Source organism: Salinicola sp. V024, assembly GCF_052645315.1.
This window is the reverse complement of the sequence record NZ_JBQXYB010000001.1, coordinates 418,057-437,566: the sequence shown is the minus strand read 5'-3', so window position 1 is coordinate 437,566 and position 19,510 is coordinate 418,057. Positions and strand designations below refer to the sequence as shown.

The following is a 19,510-nucleotide window of genomic DNA, read 5'->3' as shown; positions in this document are numbered from 1 at the left end:
TCGACCTTATCGAGCTACCTGGCTCTCCCCTTCCCCGGCTCGAGTTCGGGCGCGATAGCCACAAACCAGCGGTATTGGCTCAGGCAACAGATAGACAAAAGGCGCATTCCTGAGAAAACCAGAGTAAGCCAATGTGTTACCACATGGTAACGAGTGGAGTGGCTGTGGCCACTAAAGGAGCTTGGCTCGGCGCAATTTACGCCGCCAGCGCCGGCGCGCTGTCGACTCCCCTCCCCGCCTGCGCGCTAAATGGGTCGGTTTTGATGCGGCGTTGCAGAGGGCGCTAGGCCGCGCCAGCACAGGGGCGGCGGGGTGATTTAGGGGGCGATAAAATGATGCGGAATGATGCATTTTGCAGCGTACCCGACGAAAGGTGGGGGTCTTTGGATAGAAAAGTGAAACGTAATGTGTCAGATTGATACCAAAGGTATTCCTAACAAGCACTGAGAAGGCTGGCAAGTACCGACTTAAAGCGGATGGTTGAAGGAAGGTCGCATGCGCGTTTAAGGGTGTTATGCAGCAAATAAAATTATCAGTGTTATGTTGCCGAATTATATTTAATGCTTAGGGATTTCAATAGGTTGGGGTGCTGACAGTGTGCCAGATAATATTGTTGAACGCGCGTGCGCGTTCAAGTCAACAAACGATCGCGCTATCTAATACCTGTTAAGGCAAAGGAGGGTTGATGCGCAAACTATTTTGGAAGCTTTTCCCTCCTTATGAGGTAAGGCTCACGATTGAAGAGGTAAAAGCTTTCCTAGATCAGTCTGCAGGGCCGAGCAAAAGCATTTTAGAGCCAGAAGTTGTTTCTATTGCCAAGCATGCAGAAAAGACCATTTATTCGGTCAGAATTGACGGGATAAAACCTGGCGAACTCGCTCTATTGTTGATAACCAATGTAATCGGTCGGCATCTCAGTGGTGGGGAACACCATACCTATCGCGGCGTTCTCAATATGACTGGAAAGGACATGCTGAGGGTATGGCACACTGCGCAAAAGGCAATGCTTGAGCGAAAATTTGTCACTGAGACAGAGGTTGAAAAAGACAGTCACTGGGTTATGGAACAGATCAAAAGTGCCGGCTGAGAACTCAAGTGCCTTAACAAACTGCTCGAGCCGACCGGTTTGCGCTTGCGCTCCAACCGGCGGCTTAACTCTGCGTTACGTGTCAAATAAGGATGGAGTTAATCTATGAAGGATGAGAAGTATCAAAGAAGCATTGGCTTACAATTCCCCACTTGCGGCTGCACTGACTATGAGTATGAGCAAGGCGTTGATGAAACTATTGAGCTGGCTAAATGTGCGTCTTGTGACCGTGAGCTTACAAAGAATGAGTTAATTCATGAGAACAGTAAAAATATTCAAGAGCATGTTTTTTAAATAGGCAAGCAAGCTACTGGAGGTCTAGCAAAGGAGCTGAAAGCTTCGCTAAAAAAGCATTTGGCGGCAGCAGAAATACAAGGATTAAGTAATGCCTGTAACAGTTGATGCCGGTGACATTATTGCTGGTCTTGCACTATTAATGTCAGCTTATGCAACCTGGCGTACCACCAGCTTTAATGAAAAACAGAAATCCCTTATCGAAAGCCAAGAAAGGCTAAATAACCTTTTTCTCGAAAAAGAAGAAAGCGAAGCTGTTAGTGGCAAAAAGGCCGATTTGGGTGCATCGTTTGTAAAGCTCGGCAGCAACAAGCACCGGCTGAAGACTTGGAATAAGGGTAGTGCTACTGCACGGAATATCATGTTAGAGTTTCCCGAAGGGAATGATGTACTTATACAATCCGATGTAGATGAAAAGTTTCCCTTAGAATCTATGGAAAAATTTCAGTCTGTAAAGTTGATCGCGTCCGTTCATATGGGAACTAAAAGTAAGCACGCTATTCGTATAGTTTGGGAAGATGACTCGGAAAACCATAATGCAAAGCTCGTATATCCCACGCTGTAGACACGCAACAAGCGCATCAATTAGGATGCTCGCAAGCTCACGCATATTACGCGGGCGTTAAATCGTTTTCAGTTGTAGAGAAAATAAGGATGTAGGATGAAAAAAATTGCTGACTTAGATTTCGGTTTCGCTGATGCGCAAAATTATAAGAGAAGAGAGAATAAACAGCGGTTTAACGACGTTTTCATAAAAAACGAGTATTTGGATCAGTTGTGTGATCACGGCGTTTCGTTTCTTGTTGGGGAAAAAGGAACTGGAAAGACTGCATATGCTGTTTACATGTCAAACAACGACCACAAAAATAATAAATCAGAGATAAAATATATAAGAGAAACTGAGTACAGAAAATTTATATCACTAAAAAAAGACAAGCACCTACAGCTATCTGACTATACAAACGTATGGAAAGTAATTCTTTTCCTTCTACTTAGTCAAAGGATAAAAGAGGCTGAGGGAGGCGCTTTTAATTTTAAGAATTTTGGAAAGTTTAACGCACTAAACGAAGCGATTGAAGAATACTATTATGGGGCTTTTTCTCCAGAGATAATTCAAGCTTTGGAGTTTGTTGAAAACTCAAAGCTTGCAGCAGAAGTTCTTTCTAAGCATGCCAATGCTAAGGGAGAGCAAAGCGAAACATTCACTTTTAGCGAAAGCCGGTTTCAGGCGAATCTCTTTTACATAGAGAAAAAGTTTCAAGATGCCATTCGTCAAATAAGGCTAGAGCATAACTATCTACTTTTTATTGACGGTATTGATATAAGGCCGTCTGGAATTCCTTACCCAGAATATCTAGAATGTGTCAAAGGTTTGGCTAACGCAGTTTGGGAACTGAATAATGACTTCTTTCCAACAGTTAAGGGCGGCAAAGGGCGTTGCAGGGTCGTTCTTTTGATCAGGCCAGATATATTTGAGTCTGCCGGCCTTCAAAACCAAAACGCAAAAATTAGAGACAATTCGGTATTTTTGGATTGGAAAACAGAATATATCAGGCATAGAAATTCAAAAATATTTGAGGTTGCTGACCACTTGCTCGCCGTTCAGCAGGATGTTTCAGAAGGAGATTTAGGAAATCATTGGGATGCATACTTTCCATGGGATTCGCCGAATGTATTCGATACCTATGACTGTCCAACATCATTCATAAACTTTCTAAGATGGTCTTACTACAGGCCTAGGGATATCGTAACGCTACTCACCCTACTAAAACAGCTCACGGAAGACAAAGAAAAGACGAGTTTTTCACTTGACGACTTTGAGGCCAGAAATTTTCAAAGAGCCTATTCCAATTACTTGCTAGGCGAGGTTAAAGACCAGCTTGCTTTTTACTATGAAGACCATGACTACGAAATCTTCTTGAAATTCTTTGAGTTTCTCAAGGGTAAGGATAAGTTCTCATACGAAGAGTTCACCCAAGCGTACGGTGAGATGAAAAAGTATCTTGGGTCATTAGATAAGCCCATGCCACAGTTCATGAAATCAGAAAATGAATTCCTCCAGTTTCTCTACGATTTAAACGTCTTATGCTTCTTGGAAAGAACTGTCGACGGGAAGCCACATATCCATTGGTGCTTCAAGGAAAGAAATTACGCAAACATTTCACCAAAAGTAAAAACCCATTGTGAGTATCAGGTCTTTTATGGATTGGCTAAAGCGCTAAATCTGGGGAAGCAGTATTGATTTAACAGTCGTCTGCACAGCGACCGATTTTCCGCCGCTTCACGGCTCCAAATCGACGCGTGAGCCGGGCGTTAAGCAGAAGAGGATTCATTGCGGTGCTAATAAAATTGAAGGACTACGAGCGCATATACAAAGTAGTTAACTCTATTGTGAAGAATGAAGGAGCTGATCCCTCAGTATGCTGCGTTTTCTTCAGCGCTTATGGCTCATATATTCTGTCTAAGCATTTTAAATTGAACGCGCAACCGAAAGCTGGGTTGGCGGCTTATCACGTGGGCGGTAATAATGATGTTATTGTGTTCGGCGAAGAGACCGAGACTGGACTGACCGGTGATAAAGATGCCTTTCATTGTTGGGTGGAGGTCGATGGTTGGGTTCTGGATTTTATGGCACCTGCTTTTTCGCAGCTAAGTAATGGTCGCTCATCCATTCCGCCCAAGATGTTTCAAAAGCGACTTTCAGCTATGGCATCCTCACCACTTGAGTTGGCTACTCCAGGAGATTTTTACTTGGAATCAAGTCCGGCATCAACTGCAAAGCATATGAGCATTATAACTCAGAGTATGGCCTATGGAGATCTGGCAGAAATTTGCTCGACTTGGTTCAAAAAAGCTCCGAAGAAAATGCTGCAAGAAATTGGTATTGCGGATGCCTCGGGTACGCATAATGCGGTATCCTTAACCGGCAAGAATCTCGTAGGTGCATGGTAGTGCTTAACAGTCGCAGACAAGACGATGTCTTTTCCATTGCGGCTTTGTCTCCATTCCAACGCCGCGCATGCTGCAGGCGTTATGTTTTTACCTAAACTGGGAGTAAAAAATGTCTAGAACGACCGATAACATCATCCGAATTGTAAAAGCGGGTGGAAACATGAATGTAAATGGCGAAAAAATGACTACGGACAACATGATTCGTGTTGCTAAAGCGGCAGTAGAGTCCGGCTCAACTGTTACTTTTATAGGGTTGCATAAGCATACAACAGATAACTTGATCCGTATTGTTAAAGTAGGCGGTAAACAGGTTATTGTTCAAGATTAAAAAAAAGGTCAAGCACAATCGCCCGCAAAAAGACGCGGGCTGGACCTCGCTGTCGCTCGGCCTGTGTTGACTGCGTTATATCTACTCTGGCTTAACGCCAGCTTCTGGCCGGAAGCTGCCACTCAAAGGTTACTCGACACGGGTCGGGCTTTGATGAGTTTCATCAAGCGGCGATCCCGTTTCTCAATGGGTAGCCAACCGGCGCGCTTGTAGAATGCATAGGCTCGACTGCTGATTTCGGTTTCCATCCAAATTTCGTCGAATTTTGCGAATAGGTGGCGCTCGGCCCGCTCGAGGAGTAACCGTCCCACGCCTCGCCCCTCATGATCGGCGCGGACGAAGAGTCCAAACACGCATGCAGTCTCGTCACGAACCATCGAAAAGCCCACGGGTACTCGGCCAATCTCCGCAATCCAGAGACAAGGGCCCCGGGCCAGTATGGCGGCAATGGTCTCCGATGTGATGCCCATTTCGGCGAGCTGCTCGAGTGAAAGGTGATTCTTCGCCACGCTGGTGCGAATGGCGAAGATCTCCCCGATGTCTGCTTTTCTCGCCTCTCTCACTTGAATTGACATGTCTCGATACCCCTGGCAGCAGTTGAAACACCTTGGGCGATCATTCTGGGGCACGCAGTGTCCTCAGGCGAGCTTGCTTGGCGGATGGGAGCCGTGGCTACGGATCGTGCGATGAACAACCACGCGGTCAGCTTTTGAAGCTGAGAGGTATATCGGAAGGTATATATAGATTATAGGTCTTATAAGAATCTTAGCTAAAACATGTATTTACCTTTCATTATAGAATCCTGATGGGCCATCGTTGGCTACCACAGACACAAAAACGGCGAGTCACTATTATTCCGTGACTCGCCGTTCATAACCCGCCTCTTGGCGCCTGCCTATCCTGCGCCAACAGTCCTATCGAGTTGAGCGCTGCTTGTTGAGATGAAGGTAGAGCGGATCAAAATCGCCCTCTTCCTGCAGTCGGTCCCAGTCCAGAATCGCCACTCTTCCTCTCGTGGCATCGATCAGCCCATCCGAACGCAGTGCCTGAAACACTCGGTTCATGTGGACCGACGTGATGCCGATCGCATCCGCCAACTGCGCCTGTGTTATCGGCAGGTGGAATGCTCGATCTTCGACCACCCCTACCGCCTGAAGACGCATCAGCAGCTCGCAGAAAAAATGAGCTACACGGGCGTAGGCGTCACGCTGTCCGATATTGAGGATCCAGTCCCGGTAGATCGAGGCATCAACCAATGTTTCACGCCAGAAGGCGGCCGTCAGGCGTGGGTGACGCTCACAAACGTGGCGTAGAACGTCATGCTGGATGTAGCCGACCTTGCTGGCGCTGACCGAGGCAATACTGACATCCAGCACCTGCAGATGCAGGCTCTGCAGATCCGGCATGTCACCGGGCACGTGCAATGCCAGGATCTGCCGTTTGCCTTCGGAGGTAAGCTTATAAACGCAGGTAAAACCCTCGAGCAACAGGCAGCACTGAGTCGGCTGATCACCGATCCTCACGATATCCTGCTCGGGCTTGAGCGTTTCGACCTGGACGGGCAATGCCTGCAGCGCCTGTTTTTCTTCGGGGGAGAGACTGAAGATGCTCTCCAATTTCTGAACCATCAGACTAGTGGCGTAGGAGACGTCTGCTACCATGCTACTGCTCCTTGCTTGAGGCAGAAATGAAGCCTTGGACGCAGTGGTACTGCTCGATTGACTCAAACCATGGCTTTCTTTCATATCGTTCTTCACACAATCTGTCACGCGGGAATTATGCTCCAATTCCCGCCATGTCGCGAGGGACGATGGCGCAGCGCGAGGCGCGAGGCGCAATACGCGTAAGCGTTTAAAGTCGATCCATACGGTAGACACGAGTGGGAGCTACGAGCGCGTGGGTGGATAATCACAGCTGGCAATGTTTGGGCGGCGAACAACAGAGAGGGGGGTACGATAGGTCAGGGATAGGTCAGCGGGTAAAACAGGTGGGGGTGTACAACAGATCGAGGGTTGACGATTTCAATCATCGGGTCAGGAGGACAATGGGCACAGCGGAAAAGAGACCTATCGCTTGCAGGTCTCAGATACGCTGCTTTCCATGCCAATAGCACCATGGCATCCTGCCATGCGTCCTTGTGACAACCGCTTCCTTGCAGTTTCCTCTCCAGTACCTTCCTGGTACAGGCGCCCACTGTGGACCTGATATCGACGAATTAAGTTGATACAGATCAACTACCTAAAAATATAATCGAACGGCGGCCCACAGGCTGCGAATTGCGGGCTTGCACTCCCGGAGCGCTCTTTCCTGCATCCGGGATCAGGTTTCCAGTTCACGAATCCAGCGCTTGACTCGAAGGCGCCGCCACCGGGAGGCATATCGCCGGGTATCCAGGCGCGTCGGAATCAAGGCCTCGCCCGAGGGGCTCATCGTCAATTCAAAGGTTCTGGAAGCGCCAACGGGAGAATCCTCACTGCCGTAGATCGCGATGACGCGCAGCTCCACCGCCTGCAACGTGCGACCGTCGGTCGTTTGAAAGTCATCCGTCGGAATGTCATGTGAGCGAAGCACCCGCTCCACGATATTCTGAAAGGTTCCAATATGGTTGTAGCTGCCCGAGGCCATCGGCCCCTGCCGCGTCGTCTCGACCAGTTGATCGGCATTGCCCTTGTCGCCAGCAGATCGTTCGAAATCGATCAGATCCTGAAAGAGCGTGCCGCGATCCGTGTGCAGGATCACCACGATATGCTCGATGAAGATCGGCTCGGGGCTCATGTTGCTGATGACACAGCGCGCCTGCAGGGTGCGGCCGAAGCCCCGGTTGATGATGATCTTCGGTTGTCGCTGCCGCTTGAAGTTGAGATACAGCAGCTGCGCGTAAAAAAGCCAGACCAATAGGGTGCATATACTGGTCAGCGCGGTAATGGCGGAGCTATGTTGAGAGATCCAGTTCATCATTGCTCTGCTCACCGCCTCAAACTGCGCTTGGCCCCCTACCGTACCTGCCTGCCGGCAGTCTTTGCCAGCCACAATTGAATAGCGAGAAGCGTTGTTCGTTTCACTTGGCGAACCGCGGGCTCGACCAAGGATCGGACGTTCGACCGGTCACGGAAACGCTGAATAGCACAGGATGATAGAAGGAGAGCGAAACTGGTCTGCTGCACGCTGGCGCGTACCGGTATCACGATCTCGGGTCGTCAAGAAACTGAGCGACATCGAGCGCTTTCTGCGACCAAGCACTGAAACAAGGATGAAACAGGGAGAGAAATGACGAAGCTAAGATACTGATTTTGCGGATGGTGCCGGCGGTCGGACTCGAACCGACACACTGTTTCCAGCGGCGGATTTTGAATCCGCTGCGTCTACCAATTCCGCCACGCCGGCAGCGGAAACGCATTATACGGACGCCCCGCCCGGCGTCAATCATCCCACTGACTTAATCGTTCGGGTGCTTTATGATGGCGCCCTTTCGAACACAACCTGCCCATCCCGACTCGAGCCGATACGCGACCTACGCCATGCAGCGCGCCGATTTTCATTTTGACCTGCCCGACGAGCTGATCGCTCGTTACCCATCCGAACAGCGTACCGACTGCCGCCTGCTCTGCGTCGACGGCGAGTCCGGCGCGCTGGAGCACGCCCGCTTTCCCGATCTGCTGGCGAAACTCGAACCCGGTGACGTGGTGGTATTCAACGATACCCGGGTGATTCCGGCGCGGCTTTTCGGCCAGAAAGCCAGCGGAGGAAAGGTCGAAATGCTGCTGGAACGGCCGGTGGATAGCCATCGCGGGCTGGCGCATCTGCGTTCGAGCAAGTCGCCCAAGCCGGGCACGGAGCTGATTTTCGAGGGCGACATCCATGCCGTGGTCGAGGGCCGCCGGGATGCGCTGTTCGAATTGCGCTTCCTGGGCGAGACGCCGCTGATCGCGCTGCTCGAGCAGCATGGCCACATGCCGTTGCCGCCTTATATCACCCGCGAGGACGAACTGGCGGACCGTGAACGCTATCAGACCGTCTATGCACGCCGGGAAGGCGCCGTTGCCGCCCCCACCGCCGGGCTACATTTCGACGAAGCGATGATGGAGGCGTTGCGCGCCAAGGGTATCGAAACGGCTTTCGTCACGCTCCACGTCGGCGCCGGCACGTTTCAGCCGGTGCGTGTCGACGACATCCGCGAACACCATATGCACAGCGAGTGGCTGGAAGTCGACGAATCGGTCTGCGAACAGGTCAATCGCGCTCACGCCGCCGGTAACAAGGTAGTCGCCGTCGGCACCACCAGCGTTCGCTGTCTGGAAACCGCCAGCCAGAACGACAGCGGCGAGCTGACGCCCTATCGTGGCGAAACCGACATCTTCATCTACCCCGGTTATCGCTGGCGCTGCGTGGATGCGCTGGTGACCAACTTCCACCTGCCGGAGTCGACCCTGCTGATGCTGGTCTCCTCGTTCGCCGGCTACGACGCCGTCATGCGCGCCTATCAGGAAGCCGTCACCGAGGAATACCGCTTCTTCAGCTATGGCGATGCGATGTATCTGACCCGTCGGCCCAGCTAATCCCCGAACGCCTTGCACGCGGCGTCGGGCGCGTTGGACAGACAAACGCCTTGCGTGCGGCTTCGGGCGCGGTGGACAGACAAACGCTTTGCGCGCGGCTCCGGGCGCGGTGGACAGACAAACGCCTTGCGCGCGGCTTCGGGCGCGTTGAAAAAAGAAGAGAGACACCATGCGAGACGAATGCTTCATGAAATTCGAGCGGCTGGGCCAGCAAGGGCGTGCCCGTCGCGGCCGGCTGACCTTTCCGCGCGGCACGGTGGAAACGCCGGCCTTCATGCCGGTAGGGACCTACGGCACGGTCAAGGGCATGACGCCCAAGGATGTCGAGGCGATCGGCGCCGAGATCATTCTCGGCAATACCTTTCATCTGTGGCTGCGCCCCGGCACCGAGGTGATCGAGGCCCACGGCGATCTGCATGATTTCTCCCAGTGGCACAAGCCGATACTGACCGACTCCGGCGGTTTCCAGGTGTTTTCGCTGGGCGCCACGCGCAAGATCACCGAGCAGGGCGTGCATTTCCGCTCGCCGGTGGACGGTGCCAAGGTGTTCATGGGGCCGGAAGAGTCGATGGCGGTGCAGCGCTCTCTGGGTTCGGACGTGGTGATGATCTTCGATGAGTGCACGCCCTACCCGGCCAGCGAGGCCGAAGCGCAGAAGTCGATGGAGCTGTCGCTGCGCTGGGCAGCCCGCTCCCGCGCCGCGCACGGCGATTCACCGTCGGCGCTGTTCGGCATCGTGCAGGGCGGCATGTACCCCGAGCTGCGCAAGCGCTCGCTCGAAGGCCTGCTCGACATCGGCTTCGACGGGCTGGCGATCGGCGGGCTGTCGGTGGGTGAACCCAAGGAGGAGATGATCCGCGTGCTGGACTATCTGCCGACCTGGATGCCGGAAGACAAGCCGCGTTATCTGATGGGCGTCGGCAAGCCGGAGGATTTGGTCGAGGGCGTACGCCGCGGCATCGACATGTTCGACTGCGTGATGCCGACCCGTAACGCCCGCAACGGCCATCTGTTCACCGCCGACGGCACGGTCAAGATTCGTAACGCCGTGCATCGTCACGATACCCACCCGCTGGAAGCCGACTGCGACTGCTACACCTGTCAGCACTTTTCTCGCGGCTATCTACATCACCTGGACCGGTGCGGCGAAATGCTCGGTTCGATGCTCAACACGGTGCACAATCTGCGCTACTACCAGCGCCTGATGGCGGGTTTGCGCGGCGCTATCGAAGCGGGTACATTGGCCGACTTCGTAGCACAATTCTACCGGCGACGCGGAATGTCCGTGCCGCCCGAGGCCGATTGAGACGATTCGAACGGTCCTCGGTAGTCGCCCGGTACGCCGTATCGTCAGCTTCACCCAGGCAACCTTTTCATTACACAGCCGTTTCATTACACAACCTTCGGAGATACATCCATGCTGGACTTTTTCATCCCTGCGGCTCACGCCCAGGATGCGGGCGGCCCTGGCGGTGGTGGTATTGCCCAGATCATCATGCTGGTCGGTTTCGTGTTGATCTTCTATTTCCTGCTGTGGCGTCCGCAATCCAAGCGCGCCAAGGAGCACAAGAAGCTGGTCACCAACCTGTCCAAGGGTGATGAAATCGTGATCGGTGGCGGGCTGCTCGGCCGCATTACCGACGTGACCGATGACTTCATCAGCATGGAGATTGCCGAAGGCACCATCGTCAGCGTTCAGAAGAGCGCCGTGGCCTCCGTCCTCCCCAAAGGCACGTTGAAGTCGCTGTAACTCTCCTGGCTGCCGATGCTCCCATCGGCAGCCGTCTCTTTCCGCGACACTCTTCGCACGACGGTCATCGCCCGATCGTCATTGATTGAAAGGACAGGGCTTCCATGCTCAATCGTTACCCCCTGTGGAAGTATCTGCTGATACTGATCGTCTGCATTGTCGGCGTCATCTACGCGTTACCTAATCTTTACCCCCAGGACCCCGCCGTCCAGATCAGCACCACCAACGGTTCTCTCGGCAGTCAGCAGCTCGACCGAGTCACCCAGGCATTGACCGACGACGATATCCAGGTCAAGTCGGCAGCAATGACCGGCAACAACACCGCCCTGATTCGGCTCGACGATGCCGAACAGCAGCTTCCCGCCCGCGATGTGGTCGACAAGGCGCTCGACGACAAGTACACCGTGGCACTCAACCTGGCCGATTCCACCCCGTCCTGGTTGACCAGTCTTTCCGCGGCGCCGATGAAACTCGGTCTCGATCTCCGCGGCGGCGTGCACTTTCTGCTCGAAGTCGACATGGACGCCGCGGTCGAACAGCGTCTCAAGGCCACCGCCAGCGCCATTCGCGCCGACCTGCGCGACGAGCGCATCCGCTATCGCGGCACCGACGTCGACGACAACGCCCTGCATCTCGAATTCGCCAACAGCGAAGACCGTGACGCCGCCCGCGATCAGATCAGCCAGACCTTCAGCGAGTTCCAGCTGGAAGACCGCGACGAAGGCCGCCGTGCCTATCTCGACATGACCCTGACCGAACAGTCGATCAAGGACATCCAGGATTACGCGGTCCAGCAGAACCTGACCACCATCCGCAATCGCGTCAACGAGCTTGGGGTGTCCGAACCGCTGGTCCAACGTCAGGGGCCGAGCCGTATCGTGGTCGAGCTGCCCGGCGTGCAGGACACCGCCGAGGCCAAGCGTATCGTCGGCGCCACCGCCAACCTCGAGTTCCGGCTCGAGGCGCGCCCGGACACGCCGGACGCCGAGACCGAGACGTTCCCCTTTCGCAACGGCTCACAGCGCACGGCAACGCTGTCGCGCGACGTGATCATCACCGGCGACCGGGTTTCCAGCGCCAGCCAGGGCTTCGATCAGAACGGCCGACCGCAGGTCAACATCAACCTCGATGGCACCGGCGGTTCGCTGATGAACCAGGCAACCCGTACCAATATCGGTCGCAACATGGCGGTGCTGTACATCGATCACAGCACGGACACGCGCACCGTGACCAAGGATGGCAAGCAGGTCGAGGAGCGTATTCCGACTACCAGCCGCAGCATCATCAGCCTGGCGACGGTGCAGAGCGCGCTGAGCAACCGCTTCCGCATCACCGGTCTGGATTCGCCCACCGAAGCCAGCGAACTGGCGCTGCTGTTGCGCTCCGGCTCGCTCGCGGCACCGATCTACTTCGTCCAGGAACGCACCATCGGGCCTAGCCTGGGCGCCCAGAACATCGAGCGCGGCATCTTCTCGGTGCTGGTCGGTGGTCTGCTGGTCGTGGCGTTCATGCTGATTCGCTACAAGGCATTCGGGGTCATCGCCAATGTGGCGCTGGCGGTCAACCTGGTATTGCTGATCGCCGCCATGTCGCTGTTGGGCGCCACGCTGACGCTGCCCGGCATCGCCGGGATCGTGCTGACGCTGGGGATGGCGGTGGATGCCAACGTATTGATCTACGAACGCATACGCGAGGAGCTCAGGCAGAAGACGCTACCGCAGCAGGCGATCCATGCAGGCTATGGCCGCGCCTTCACCTCGATCGTCGATGCCAACCTCACCACGCTGCTGGTGGCGGTCGTGCTGTTCTCGATCGGCACCGGCCCGATCAAGGGCTTCGCCGTGACGCTGTCGCTCGGCATTCTGACGTCGATGTTCACCGGCATCATGGTGTCGCGTGCCCTCGTCAACCTCTCCATCGGCGGCAAGCCGGTGAAGAAACTCTGGATCTAGGAGATGCGAGCAATGCGCCAATTCGACTTCATGGGTAAGCGCCGCATCGCCTTTATCGTCTCGATCGTACTCACGATCGTGTCGGTGGCGGCCCTCGCCCTGCTCAACCTCAATCTCGGGCTCGACTTCACCGGCGGCACCGTCGTCGAGCTTCACTATGCCGCGGCGCCGTCGCTGGACGATATCCGCTCGCTGCTGGCCAATAGCGGTTTCGAGAACTTCTCGGTACAGACCTTTGGCGCCACGGATGAAATTCTGGTGCGTCTGCAGCAGACCTTCAGCAACGACGTGGGCAATCAGGTCGTTTCGGCCCTGAGCAGCGGCAACGCCTCGATCGAACTGGTTCGCGCCGAATTCGTTGGCGCCCAGGTCGGCGATCAGCTGCGCGACCAGAGCGGTCTGGGCATGCTGGTGGCACTGGCCGGCGTGGCGATCTACGTCGCCTTCCGCTTCCAGTACAAGTTCGCGCTGTGCGCGATCATCTCGCTGGGACACGACGTGCTGATCGTGCTGGGCCTGTTCGCGCTGTTCCAGTGGGAATTCGACCTGACGGTACTGGCGGGGATCATGGCGGTCATCGGCTACTCGCTGAACGACACCATCATCGTCTACGACCGGATTCGCGAGAATATCCGGCTGTCACGCAGCGAAGATCTGGCGCAGATCTTCAACGAAGCGATCAACCAGACGTTGTCGCGTACGTTGGCGACGTCCGGTACTACCTTGCTGGTGCTGTTCGCGCTGTTCTTCCTTGGCGGCGACATGATCCACAACTTCGCGATCTCGCTGATCCTGGGGATCGTGGCCGGCACGTTCTCCTCGGTCTACGTCGCCGCGGCGCTGCTGATCGTGTTCAAGCTGGAGCGTCTGGATCTGATCCCGGTGAAGAAAGGCGAGGTCGTCGACGACACGCCGTAGCCTTCGCGTCGCGCCAGTGACTTCAGGGCTCCTCGCACGGCGAGGGGCCTTTTTTGTGGCCGTCGCTCATCGCCCGGCTGGGGTATGATGGCTGGCTGCCGATGGGCATGCCGTTCGATTTCGTCCGGGCTACCCGGCTTCCCCCGTCCCTTTCACGAGTATTACATGGCCCCAATCTTTGCCGACAGCAGCGTCGCCCGCTGGCTTCTGGTGCTGGTGATGGTCGCCGGTGTCTACTTCTTCATCGATTTTCTGATCCCCGTGCTGGCCGCCCTGATCATCTGTCTCGCCAGCTGGCCGCTCTATCGCCGACTACTGGCAAGCTGCGGGCAACGCAAGACGCTCGCCGCCAGCATCGCGCTGGGGCTGATCATTCTGTGCCTGGTGATTCCCATGGTGCTGGCCTCTACTTACGCCTTCCAGGAGCTGAAGGGTTGGGTCGGCTGGCTGATGGTCGCCAACCAGCACGGCATCCCGCCGCCGGCCTGGGTCGGACAGCTGCCGGGCGTGGGGAATTGGCTGGCCCTACAGTGGCAGGATTATCTGGCCGAGCCTCACGCCCCCGAGTATCTGATTCAGCTGGTGGGCGGCGAGCATATCGGCAATATCTCGCGCTGGGTGCTGGCCCTGGGAAGCAACGCGCTGCATCTGGCACTGACGCTGCTGTTCATGCTGATCACGCTGTTCTTTCTCTACAAGGACGGCGCCGGCATGGCGCGTCAGTTGGATATCGTCGGTGAGCGGGTGCTGCCGGCGCGCTGGCAGCGGTTTTCGCGCGTGGTGCCGGCGACGGTCAGCTCGACCGTAATGGGCATGGGCCTGATTGCGCTCGGCGAGGGGCTGGTGCTTGGCACGGCCTATTGGATCGCCGGCATTCAATCGCCGGTGGTGCTCGGCGTGATTACCGCCTTCATGGCACTGGTACCCGGTGGCGCGCCGCTGACGTTCACCCTGGTGTCGCTCTATCTGCTGGCGACCGGGCATATGATCAACGGCGTCGGGCTCTTCGTCTGGGGCGCGTTCGAGCTCTTCGTCGTCGACAAGACATTGCGCCCGCGGCTGGTTGGCGGCCCGATCAAGCTGCCCTTCCTGCCGACCTTCTTCGGCCTGATCGGCGGCGTGAAGACGATGGGGATCGTGGGGCTGTTCGTCGGCCCGGTGTTGATGGCGCTGCTGGTCGCCAGCTGGCGAGAGTGGCTGCATGACGACGATGCGCCGGATGCGCCGTCGGAGGCCGAACGCTGGGGCTATGGCAGACGCAAGCCGATCACACAGTCCAGCGGCGGCGATCAAGCCACGCCTTCGGACGAGGCATCGCGGGACGTCAGTGCCATGGCGAGCACGAACATGGACACCAACGTCGATATCAGCCGTTGAGCCATTGCGGCTAACGTTCGATCAGCGCGCCTAGCGTTCGAGCCGAAGGTGATGGCGCTTGAGCTTGCGGACCACGCTGGGCTGGCTGATGCCGAGACGCGCGGCCAGGGCATAGGTCGTGCGATGCGTCGCCACCAGCGTCTCCAGGATGCGGCGCTCGTGAGCGGCCATGGCCGCCTTGAGTCCCTGTTCCGGTGCGAGCGCAGCGTCCATCGCAGGGTTTCCCTCCACCTCACTCTCGACACCCGCCGAGTCACTGAGCGTGACGGCGCCGTCCGCCAGATTCGACGGCGGCGCCCCCACGACGTTGCCTTCTGCCGATAGCCAGGCTCGTTCCAGCCAGTTTTCCAGCTCCCGGATATTGCCCGGCCAGTCATTGCTCATCAGCTCCGCCCAGGCGCCGGGATGCACCACTTTGTCCTGACCGTAGCGACGATTGAGCTGCTCGAGGTGGCGCTCGGCCAATCCGCGGATATCCTCGCGCCGGTCGCGCAGCGGCGGCAAGGTCACCGGAATGACATTGAGCCGGTAGTAGAGATCGAGACGGAAGGTGCCCTCCTCGACCCGTTTGATTAGATCCTGATTGGTCGCCACCACCAGGCGAAAATCGACCTGACGCGACTGGGTATCACCCAGGCGCATCAACGAACCATCCTGAATCACCTTGAGCAGCTTCGACTGCATCGACAGCGGCAGCTCGCCGATCTCGTCGAGAAACAGCGTGCCGCCGTGAGCCTGCTCGAGGAGACCGGCCTTGCCCTGCCGCGACGCACCGCTGAAGGCACCCGGCTGGTAACCAAACATCTCCGACTCGAACAGCGACTCTGGAATCGCCGCGCAATTGACGTCGACGAAGTCACCGTCGCGCCGCCGGCTCCAGCGATACAGCTGCCGCGCGAAGGCCGTCTTGCCGACGCCCGATTCACCCAGCATCAGTACCGTGGCATCGGTGGGCGCGCTGCGCTTCAGCAGGTGGACCATCTCGCGCATGATCCGACTCTTTACCACTAGGTCGCCAACGGCGGTTTCCTCGTCTCCGGCGGGCTCGTGATGGCGCTTGAGATGCTCCGCAAATCGGCGCTGGAGAAGCGCGTATTCGTCCTGCAGCAGCTGTAGGTCGGTAAGATCCCGCGATCGACTGATCACGCGAATCAGCTCGCCGTCGGCATAGACCGGGAACGCTTCGGCGATCACCTGGCGGCCGGTGCCCGTGCGCTGCATGATCTGCGCGGGCTGCCCGCTGCGGATGACCTCGAGCGATACTGAGGGCGACAATACTCCGCTGGCCTGTAGCGCCTGGACGGTCGTGGCACGAAGTTCATCGCGACGCAGGCCGTAGACCGCGGCACTGCCCGGACTCACATCCAGAATATGGCCGTCGCGGTCGACGATGAACAGATGGTCCTGAGCCGTCTGGACCAGCGTCTCCAGCGTGAGCTGAGCCGCAGCGTCTTCCGTTTTCGTCGAATCCGTCATCCCTGCACCTTTTACGTGACGCACCTTTTATGTGACGCGCCTTTTATCGGATGCGTCTTTCAGCGGCCGCACCTTTCATCGGCTGAACGTCTCATCAGCCGCGCCTCTCACCATCGAAACTGGCATCAACCCAGGCCATGGCGAATCGGCATGATGAATCCGTTGTCGATGCATTGTCGAATCATTAATCCATAAAAGGATCATTTAGACTTGCGCAGTGATTCATTAATAAATCAAAAAGCTCGCAGCATCGCGATATATCAATCACTTAACGATTGGCATGATTCCTGCTGGTGTTTATTCGGCAATCACTACTGACAACCACAACACCCAGGATACCCATGACCGACGGATCGCCATACAACCAGCCGCTCGGCGGCAACGAGATGCCCCGCTTCGGCGGACCCGCCACGATGATGCGCCTGCCGACGCAGAAGAGCGCCGCAGGACTGGACGTCTGCTTCGTCGGCATTCCAATGGATATCGGCACCTCCAATCGCCCGGGCACCCGCTTCGGACCCCGCCAGATCCGCGATGAATCCCGGATGCTGCGCCCCTTCAACATGGCGACCCGCGCCGCGCCGTTCGAAAGCCTGCAGGTCGCTGACATCGGCGATGTGCCAATCAACACCTTCGACCTCAAGAAGAGCGTCGACATCATCGAGCATTATTACGACGAGCTGCTGACCCACGACGTCATCCCGCTGACCCTGGGCGGCGACCATACTCTGTCGCTGCCGATCCTGCGCGCCATGGCGAAAAAGCACGGCCCGGTGGGGCTGATCCACGTCGATGCCCACGCCGATATCAACGAGCACATGTTCGGTGAAGCCATCGCTCACGGCACGCCGTTCCGGCGCGCGGTCGAGGAAGGCCTGCTCGACTGCCATCGCGTCGCCCAGATCGGCCTGCGCGGCACGGGTTACTCCCCCGAGGAGTTCGACTGGGGCCGCCAGCAGGGATTTCGGGTGGAGCCGGCAGAAGCGTGCTGGCACAAGAGTCTGACACCGCTGATGGCGGAGATCCGCGAGAAGGTTCAGGGCGGCCCGGTCTATGTGACCTTCGATATCGACAGCCTCGATCCCGCCTATGCGCCGGGTACCGGAACCGTGGAGATCGGTGGCCTGACCATTCCCCAGGCGCTGGAGATCATCCGCGGCGCTCAAGGTCTCGATATCGTCGGCTGCGACCTGGTCGAAGTCTCGCCACCCTACGACGCTCACGGCCAGACCGCCGTGGTCGCCGCCAACCTGCTGTTCGAGATGCTGTGCATTCTACCCGGCGTCAAACAGCGCTGAACGACACCGAGCAGTCACCCCCAACAAGATCGTCTTTCGACAATAACAACCGCCGCTGACTCAGCGGCAGGACAGGACAACATGATGCTGGATCTCTTCGTCGTCGCACTCTATGCGGTCGGTATGCTCGGCCTGGGCTGGTGGGGCATGAAGCGTGCCCGTAACCGGGAAGACTATCTCGTTGCCGGCCGTCGCCTGGGGCCCGGCATGTATATCGGCACCCTGTCGGCAGTGGTACTCGGTGGCGCCTCGACCGTGGGCACGGTCAGGCTGGGTTATACCTACGGGCTTTCCGGCCTGTGGCTCTGCGCCTCGCTCGGCCTGGGGCTGATCGTGTTGAGCGTGGTGCTGGCCAAGCCACTGATGAAACTCAAGCTCTACACCGTGACCCAGGTGCTCGAGCGCCGCTACAGCCCCGCCGCCAAGTTGATCAGCTCGATCATCATGTTCGCCTATGACTTGATGCTGGCGGTGACCTCGACGATCGGCATCGGCACCGTACTGAGCGTGATCTTCGGCATGCCGGCCTGGCAGGCCGTCGTCATCGGCGGCGTGGTCGTGGTGATCTATTCGACGATCGGCGGCATGTGGTCGTTGACGCTGACCGATATCGTGCAGTTTCTGATCATGACCGTCGGCATGGTGGCGCTGCTGCTGCCGTTGACGATCGATTCGGTAGGAGGCTGGAGTGCGCTGCTGGAAAAGGCGCCGGCCACCAGCTTTTCGCTGACGGCGATCGGCTGGGACACGATCATCACCTATTTCGTGATCTATTTCCTGGGTATCCTGATCGGCCAGGATATCTGGCAACGGGTCTTTACCGCGCGGTCCAGCCGCGTTGCCCGCGGCGCCGGGACCTTCGCGGGCATCTACTGCATCCTCTACGGGGTGATCGGTGCCGTGGTCGGTATCGCCGCCAGCATCCTGCTGCCCAATCTCGATGACGCCAACAACGCCTTCGCCGCCATCGCGCAACTGGCGCTACCGGACGGCATCCGCGGGCTGATCATCGCCGCCGCCATGGCCGCGATGATGTCCACCTCCAGCGCCGGGATGCTCGCTTCCTCGACACTGCTGACTCAGGACATCCTGCCGGCACTCCGCGGTGGCCGCGAAATCGAGGGCGTGACGATCAATCGCCTCTGCACCGGCCTGGTCGGCGTGGTCAGCGTCATCATCGCGATCAACGTCAGCGACGTCATCGGCGCGCTGACGGTCGCCTACAATCTGCTGGTGGGCGGCATGCTGATTCCCATGCTGGGGGCGCTGTTCTGGAAGCGATCGACCACCACCGGCGCCATTGCCAGCATGCTGGCCGGCTGCGCGGGCGTGATCGTCTTCATGCTCAAGGATGGTCTGCTGGCCAATACGCCGATCTATGCCGGCCTCGCCGCTGCGCTGCTGGCGTTCGTGGTGGGCAGCTTGCTCACTCGCCCTCAGCCGACGGCCTCTTCGACACCCTGACGGGACTGGGTGCCCACTCCAACGCAAAGCGCCCTGCCGGGATAACCCGACAGGGCGC

Annotated in this window: 18 protein-coding genes and 1 tRNA gene; 14 read left to right on the top strand and 5 right to left on the bottom strand. The window is 57.1% G+C overall.

What is annotated here, in order from left to right; all coding sequences use genetic code 11:
• The first annotated feature begins 685 nt into the window (after positions 1-685).
• The 6 genes from ACUN9V_RS01985 to ACUN9V_RS01960 all read left to right on the top strand — a co-directional run bounded on the left by ACUN9V_RS01985 (position 686) and on the right by ACUN9V_RS01960 (position 4,661).
• Positions 686-1,087, top strand: a complete 402-nt coding sequence (locus ACUN9V_RS01985; RefSeq protein WP_445510162.1) for a hypothetical protein — start codon at positions 686-688, stop codon at positions 1,085-1,087.
• Between the two features lie 105 nt (positions 1,088-1,192).
• Positions 1,193-1,381, top strand: a complete 189-nt coding sequence (locus tag ACUN9V_RS01980) for an ECs_2282 family putative zinc-binding protein (protein ID WP_445510161.1) — start codon at positions 1,193-1,195, stop codon at positions 1,379-1,381.
• A 91-nt stretch (positions 1,382-1,472) separates the two neighbouring features.
• Positions 1,473-1,946: a hypothetical protein gene (locus ACUN9V_RS01975; RefSeq protein WP_445510160.1), complete on the top strand. Its 474-nt coding sequence runs from the start codon at positions 1,473-1,475 to the stop codon at positions 1,944-1,946.
• 96 nt (positions 1,947-2,042) lie between these two features.
• Positions 2,043-3,623 (top strand): P-loop ATPase, Sll1717 family, encoded by a 1,581-nt coding sequence (locus ACUN9V_RS01970; protein ID WP_445510159.1) that lies wholly within the window; start codon positions 2,043-2,045, stop codon positions 3,621-3,623.
• A 107-nt stretch (positions 3,624-3,730) separates the two neighbouring features.
• On the top strand, positions 3,731-4,333 hold the full coding sequence (locus tag ACUN9V_RS01965) for a DUF2026 family protein (RefSeq protein ID WP_445510158.1): 603 nt from the start codon (positions 3,731-3,733) through the stop codon (positions 4,331-4,333).
• A 109-nt stretch (positions 4,334-4,442) separates the two neighbouring features.
• On the top strand, positions 4,443-4,661 hold the full coding sequence (locus tag ACUN9V_RS01960) for a hypothetical protein (RefSeq protein WP_445510157.1): 219 nt from the start codon (positions 4,443-4,445) through the stop codon (positions 4,659-4,661).
• A 122-nt stretch (positions 4,662-4,783) separates the two neighbouring features.
• Here ACUN9V_RS01960 and ACUN9V_RS01955 read toward each other — a convergent pair whose 3' ends face one another.
• From ACUN9V_RS01955 to ACUN9V_RS01940, 4 genes are all read right to left on the bottom strand, one after another.
• Positions 4,784-5,236 (bottom strand): GNAT family N-acetyltransferase, encoded by a 453-nt coding sequence (locus ACUN9V_RS01955; RefSeq protein ID WP_445510156.1) that lies wholly within the window; start codon positions 5,234-5,236, stop codon positions 4,784-4,786.
• A 339-nt stretch (positions 5,237-5,575) separates the two neighbouring features.
• Positions 5,576-6,322 (bottom strand): Crp/Fnr family transcriptional regulator, encoded by a 747-nt coding sequence (locus tag ACUN9V_RS01950; RefSeq protein WP_445510155.1) that lies wholly within the window; start codon positions 6,320-6,322, stop codon positions 5,576-5,578.
• A 658-nt stretch (positions 6,323-6,980) separates the two neighbouring features.
• Positions 6,981-7,619 (bottom strand): hypothetical protein, encoded by a 639-nt coding sequence (locus ACUN9V_RS01945; RefSeq protein ID WP_445510154.1) that lies wholly within the window; start codon positions 7,617-7,619, stop codon positions 6,981-6,983.
• 339 nt (positions 7,620-7,958) lie between these two features.
• A tRNA-Leu gene (locus ACUN9V_RS01940) sits at positions 7,959-8,045 on the bottom strand.
• 134 nt (positions 8,046-8,179) lie between these two features.
• On the opposite strand from ACUN9V_RS01940, the gene queA reads away from it, so the two are divergent.
• The 6 genes from queA to ACUN9V_RS01910 all read left to right on the top strand — a co-directional run bounded on the left by queA (position 8,180) and on the right by ACUN9V_RS01910 (position 15,214).
• Entirely contained in the window at positions 8,180-9,217 is a 1,038-nt protein-coding gene (queA, locus tag ACUN9V_RS01935) for a tRNA preQ1(34) S-adenosylmethionine ribosyltransferase-isomerase QueA (RefSeq protein WP_445510153.1), read from the top strand.
• Positions 9,218-9,404: 187 nt separating this feature from the next.
• On the top strand, positions 9,405-10,523 hold the full coding sequence (gene tgt, locus ACUN9V_RS01930; RefSeq protein WP_445510361.1) for a tRNA guanosine(34) transglycosylase Tgt: 1,119 nt from the start codon (positions 9,405-9,407) through the stop codon (positions 10,521-10,523).
• A 111-nt stretch (positions 10,524-10,634) separates the two neighbouring features.
• Positions 10,635-10,967: a preprotein translocase subunit YajC gene (yajC, locus tag ACUN9V_RS01925; RefSeq protein ID WP_075563434.1), complete on the top strand. Its 333-nt coding sequence runs from the start codon at positions 10,635-10,637 to the stop codon at positions 10,965-10,967.
• Between the two features lie 104 nt (positions 10,968-11,071).
• Positions 11,072-12,919, top strand: a complete 1,848-nt coding sequence (secD, locus tag ACUN9V_RS01920) for a protein translocase subunit SecD (RefSeq protein ID WP_445510152.1) — start codon at positions 11,072-11,074, stop codon at positions 12,917-12,919.
• A gap of 12 nt (positions 12,920-12,931) precedes the next feature.
• Entirely contained in the window at positions 12,932-13,837 is a 906-nt protein-coding gene (gene secF / locus ACUN9V_RS01915) for a protein translocase subunit SecF (RefSeq protein ID WP_445510151.1), read from the top strand.
• 165 nt (positions 13,838-14,002) lie between these two features.
• Entirely contained in the window at positions 14,003-15,214 is a 1,212-nt protein-coding gene (locus tag ACUN9V_RS01910; protein ID WP_445510150.1) for an AI-2E family transporter, read from the top strand.
• A gap of 30 nt (positions 15,215-15,244) precedes the next feature.
• Here the strand turns inward: ACUN9V_RS01910 and ACUN9V_RS01905 are convergent, their stop codons facing one another.
• On the bottom strand, positions 15,245-16,690 hold the full coding sequence (locus tag ACUN9V_RS01905; RefSeq protein ID WP_445510149.1) for a sigma-54 interaction domain-containing protein: 1,446 nt from the start codon (positions 16,688-16,690) through the stop codon (positions 15,245-15,247).
• Between the two features lie 341 nt (positions 16,691-17,031).
• Between ACUN9V_RS01905 and speB the strand changes: the two genes are divergently transcribed.
• Both speB and ACUN9V_RS01895 read left to right on the top strand, forming a co-directional pair.
• Positions 17,032-17,988 carry an agmatinase gene (gene speB, locus ACUN9V_RS01900; protein ID WP_445510148.1) on the top strand — a complete coding sequence of 319 codons (957 nt, stop codon included), beginning with the start codon at positions 17,032-17,034 and terminating at the stop codon, positions 17,986-17,988.
• Positions 17,989-18,069: 81 nt separating this feature from the next.
• The gene (locus ACUN9V_RS01895) at positions 18,070-19,452 is read left to right on the top strand and encodes a sodium:solute symporter (protein WP_445510147.1); all 1,383 of its coding nucleotides are present in this window, start codon (positions 18,070-18,072) and stop codon (positions 19,450-19,452) included.
• The last annotated feature ends 58 nt before the right edge of the window (positions 19,453-19,510 follow it).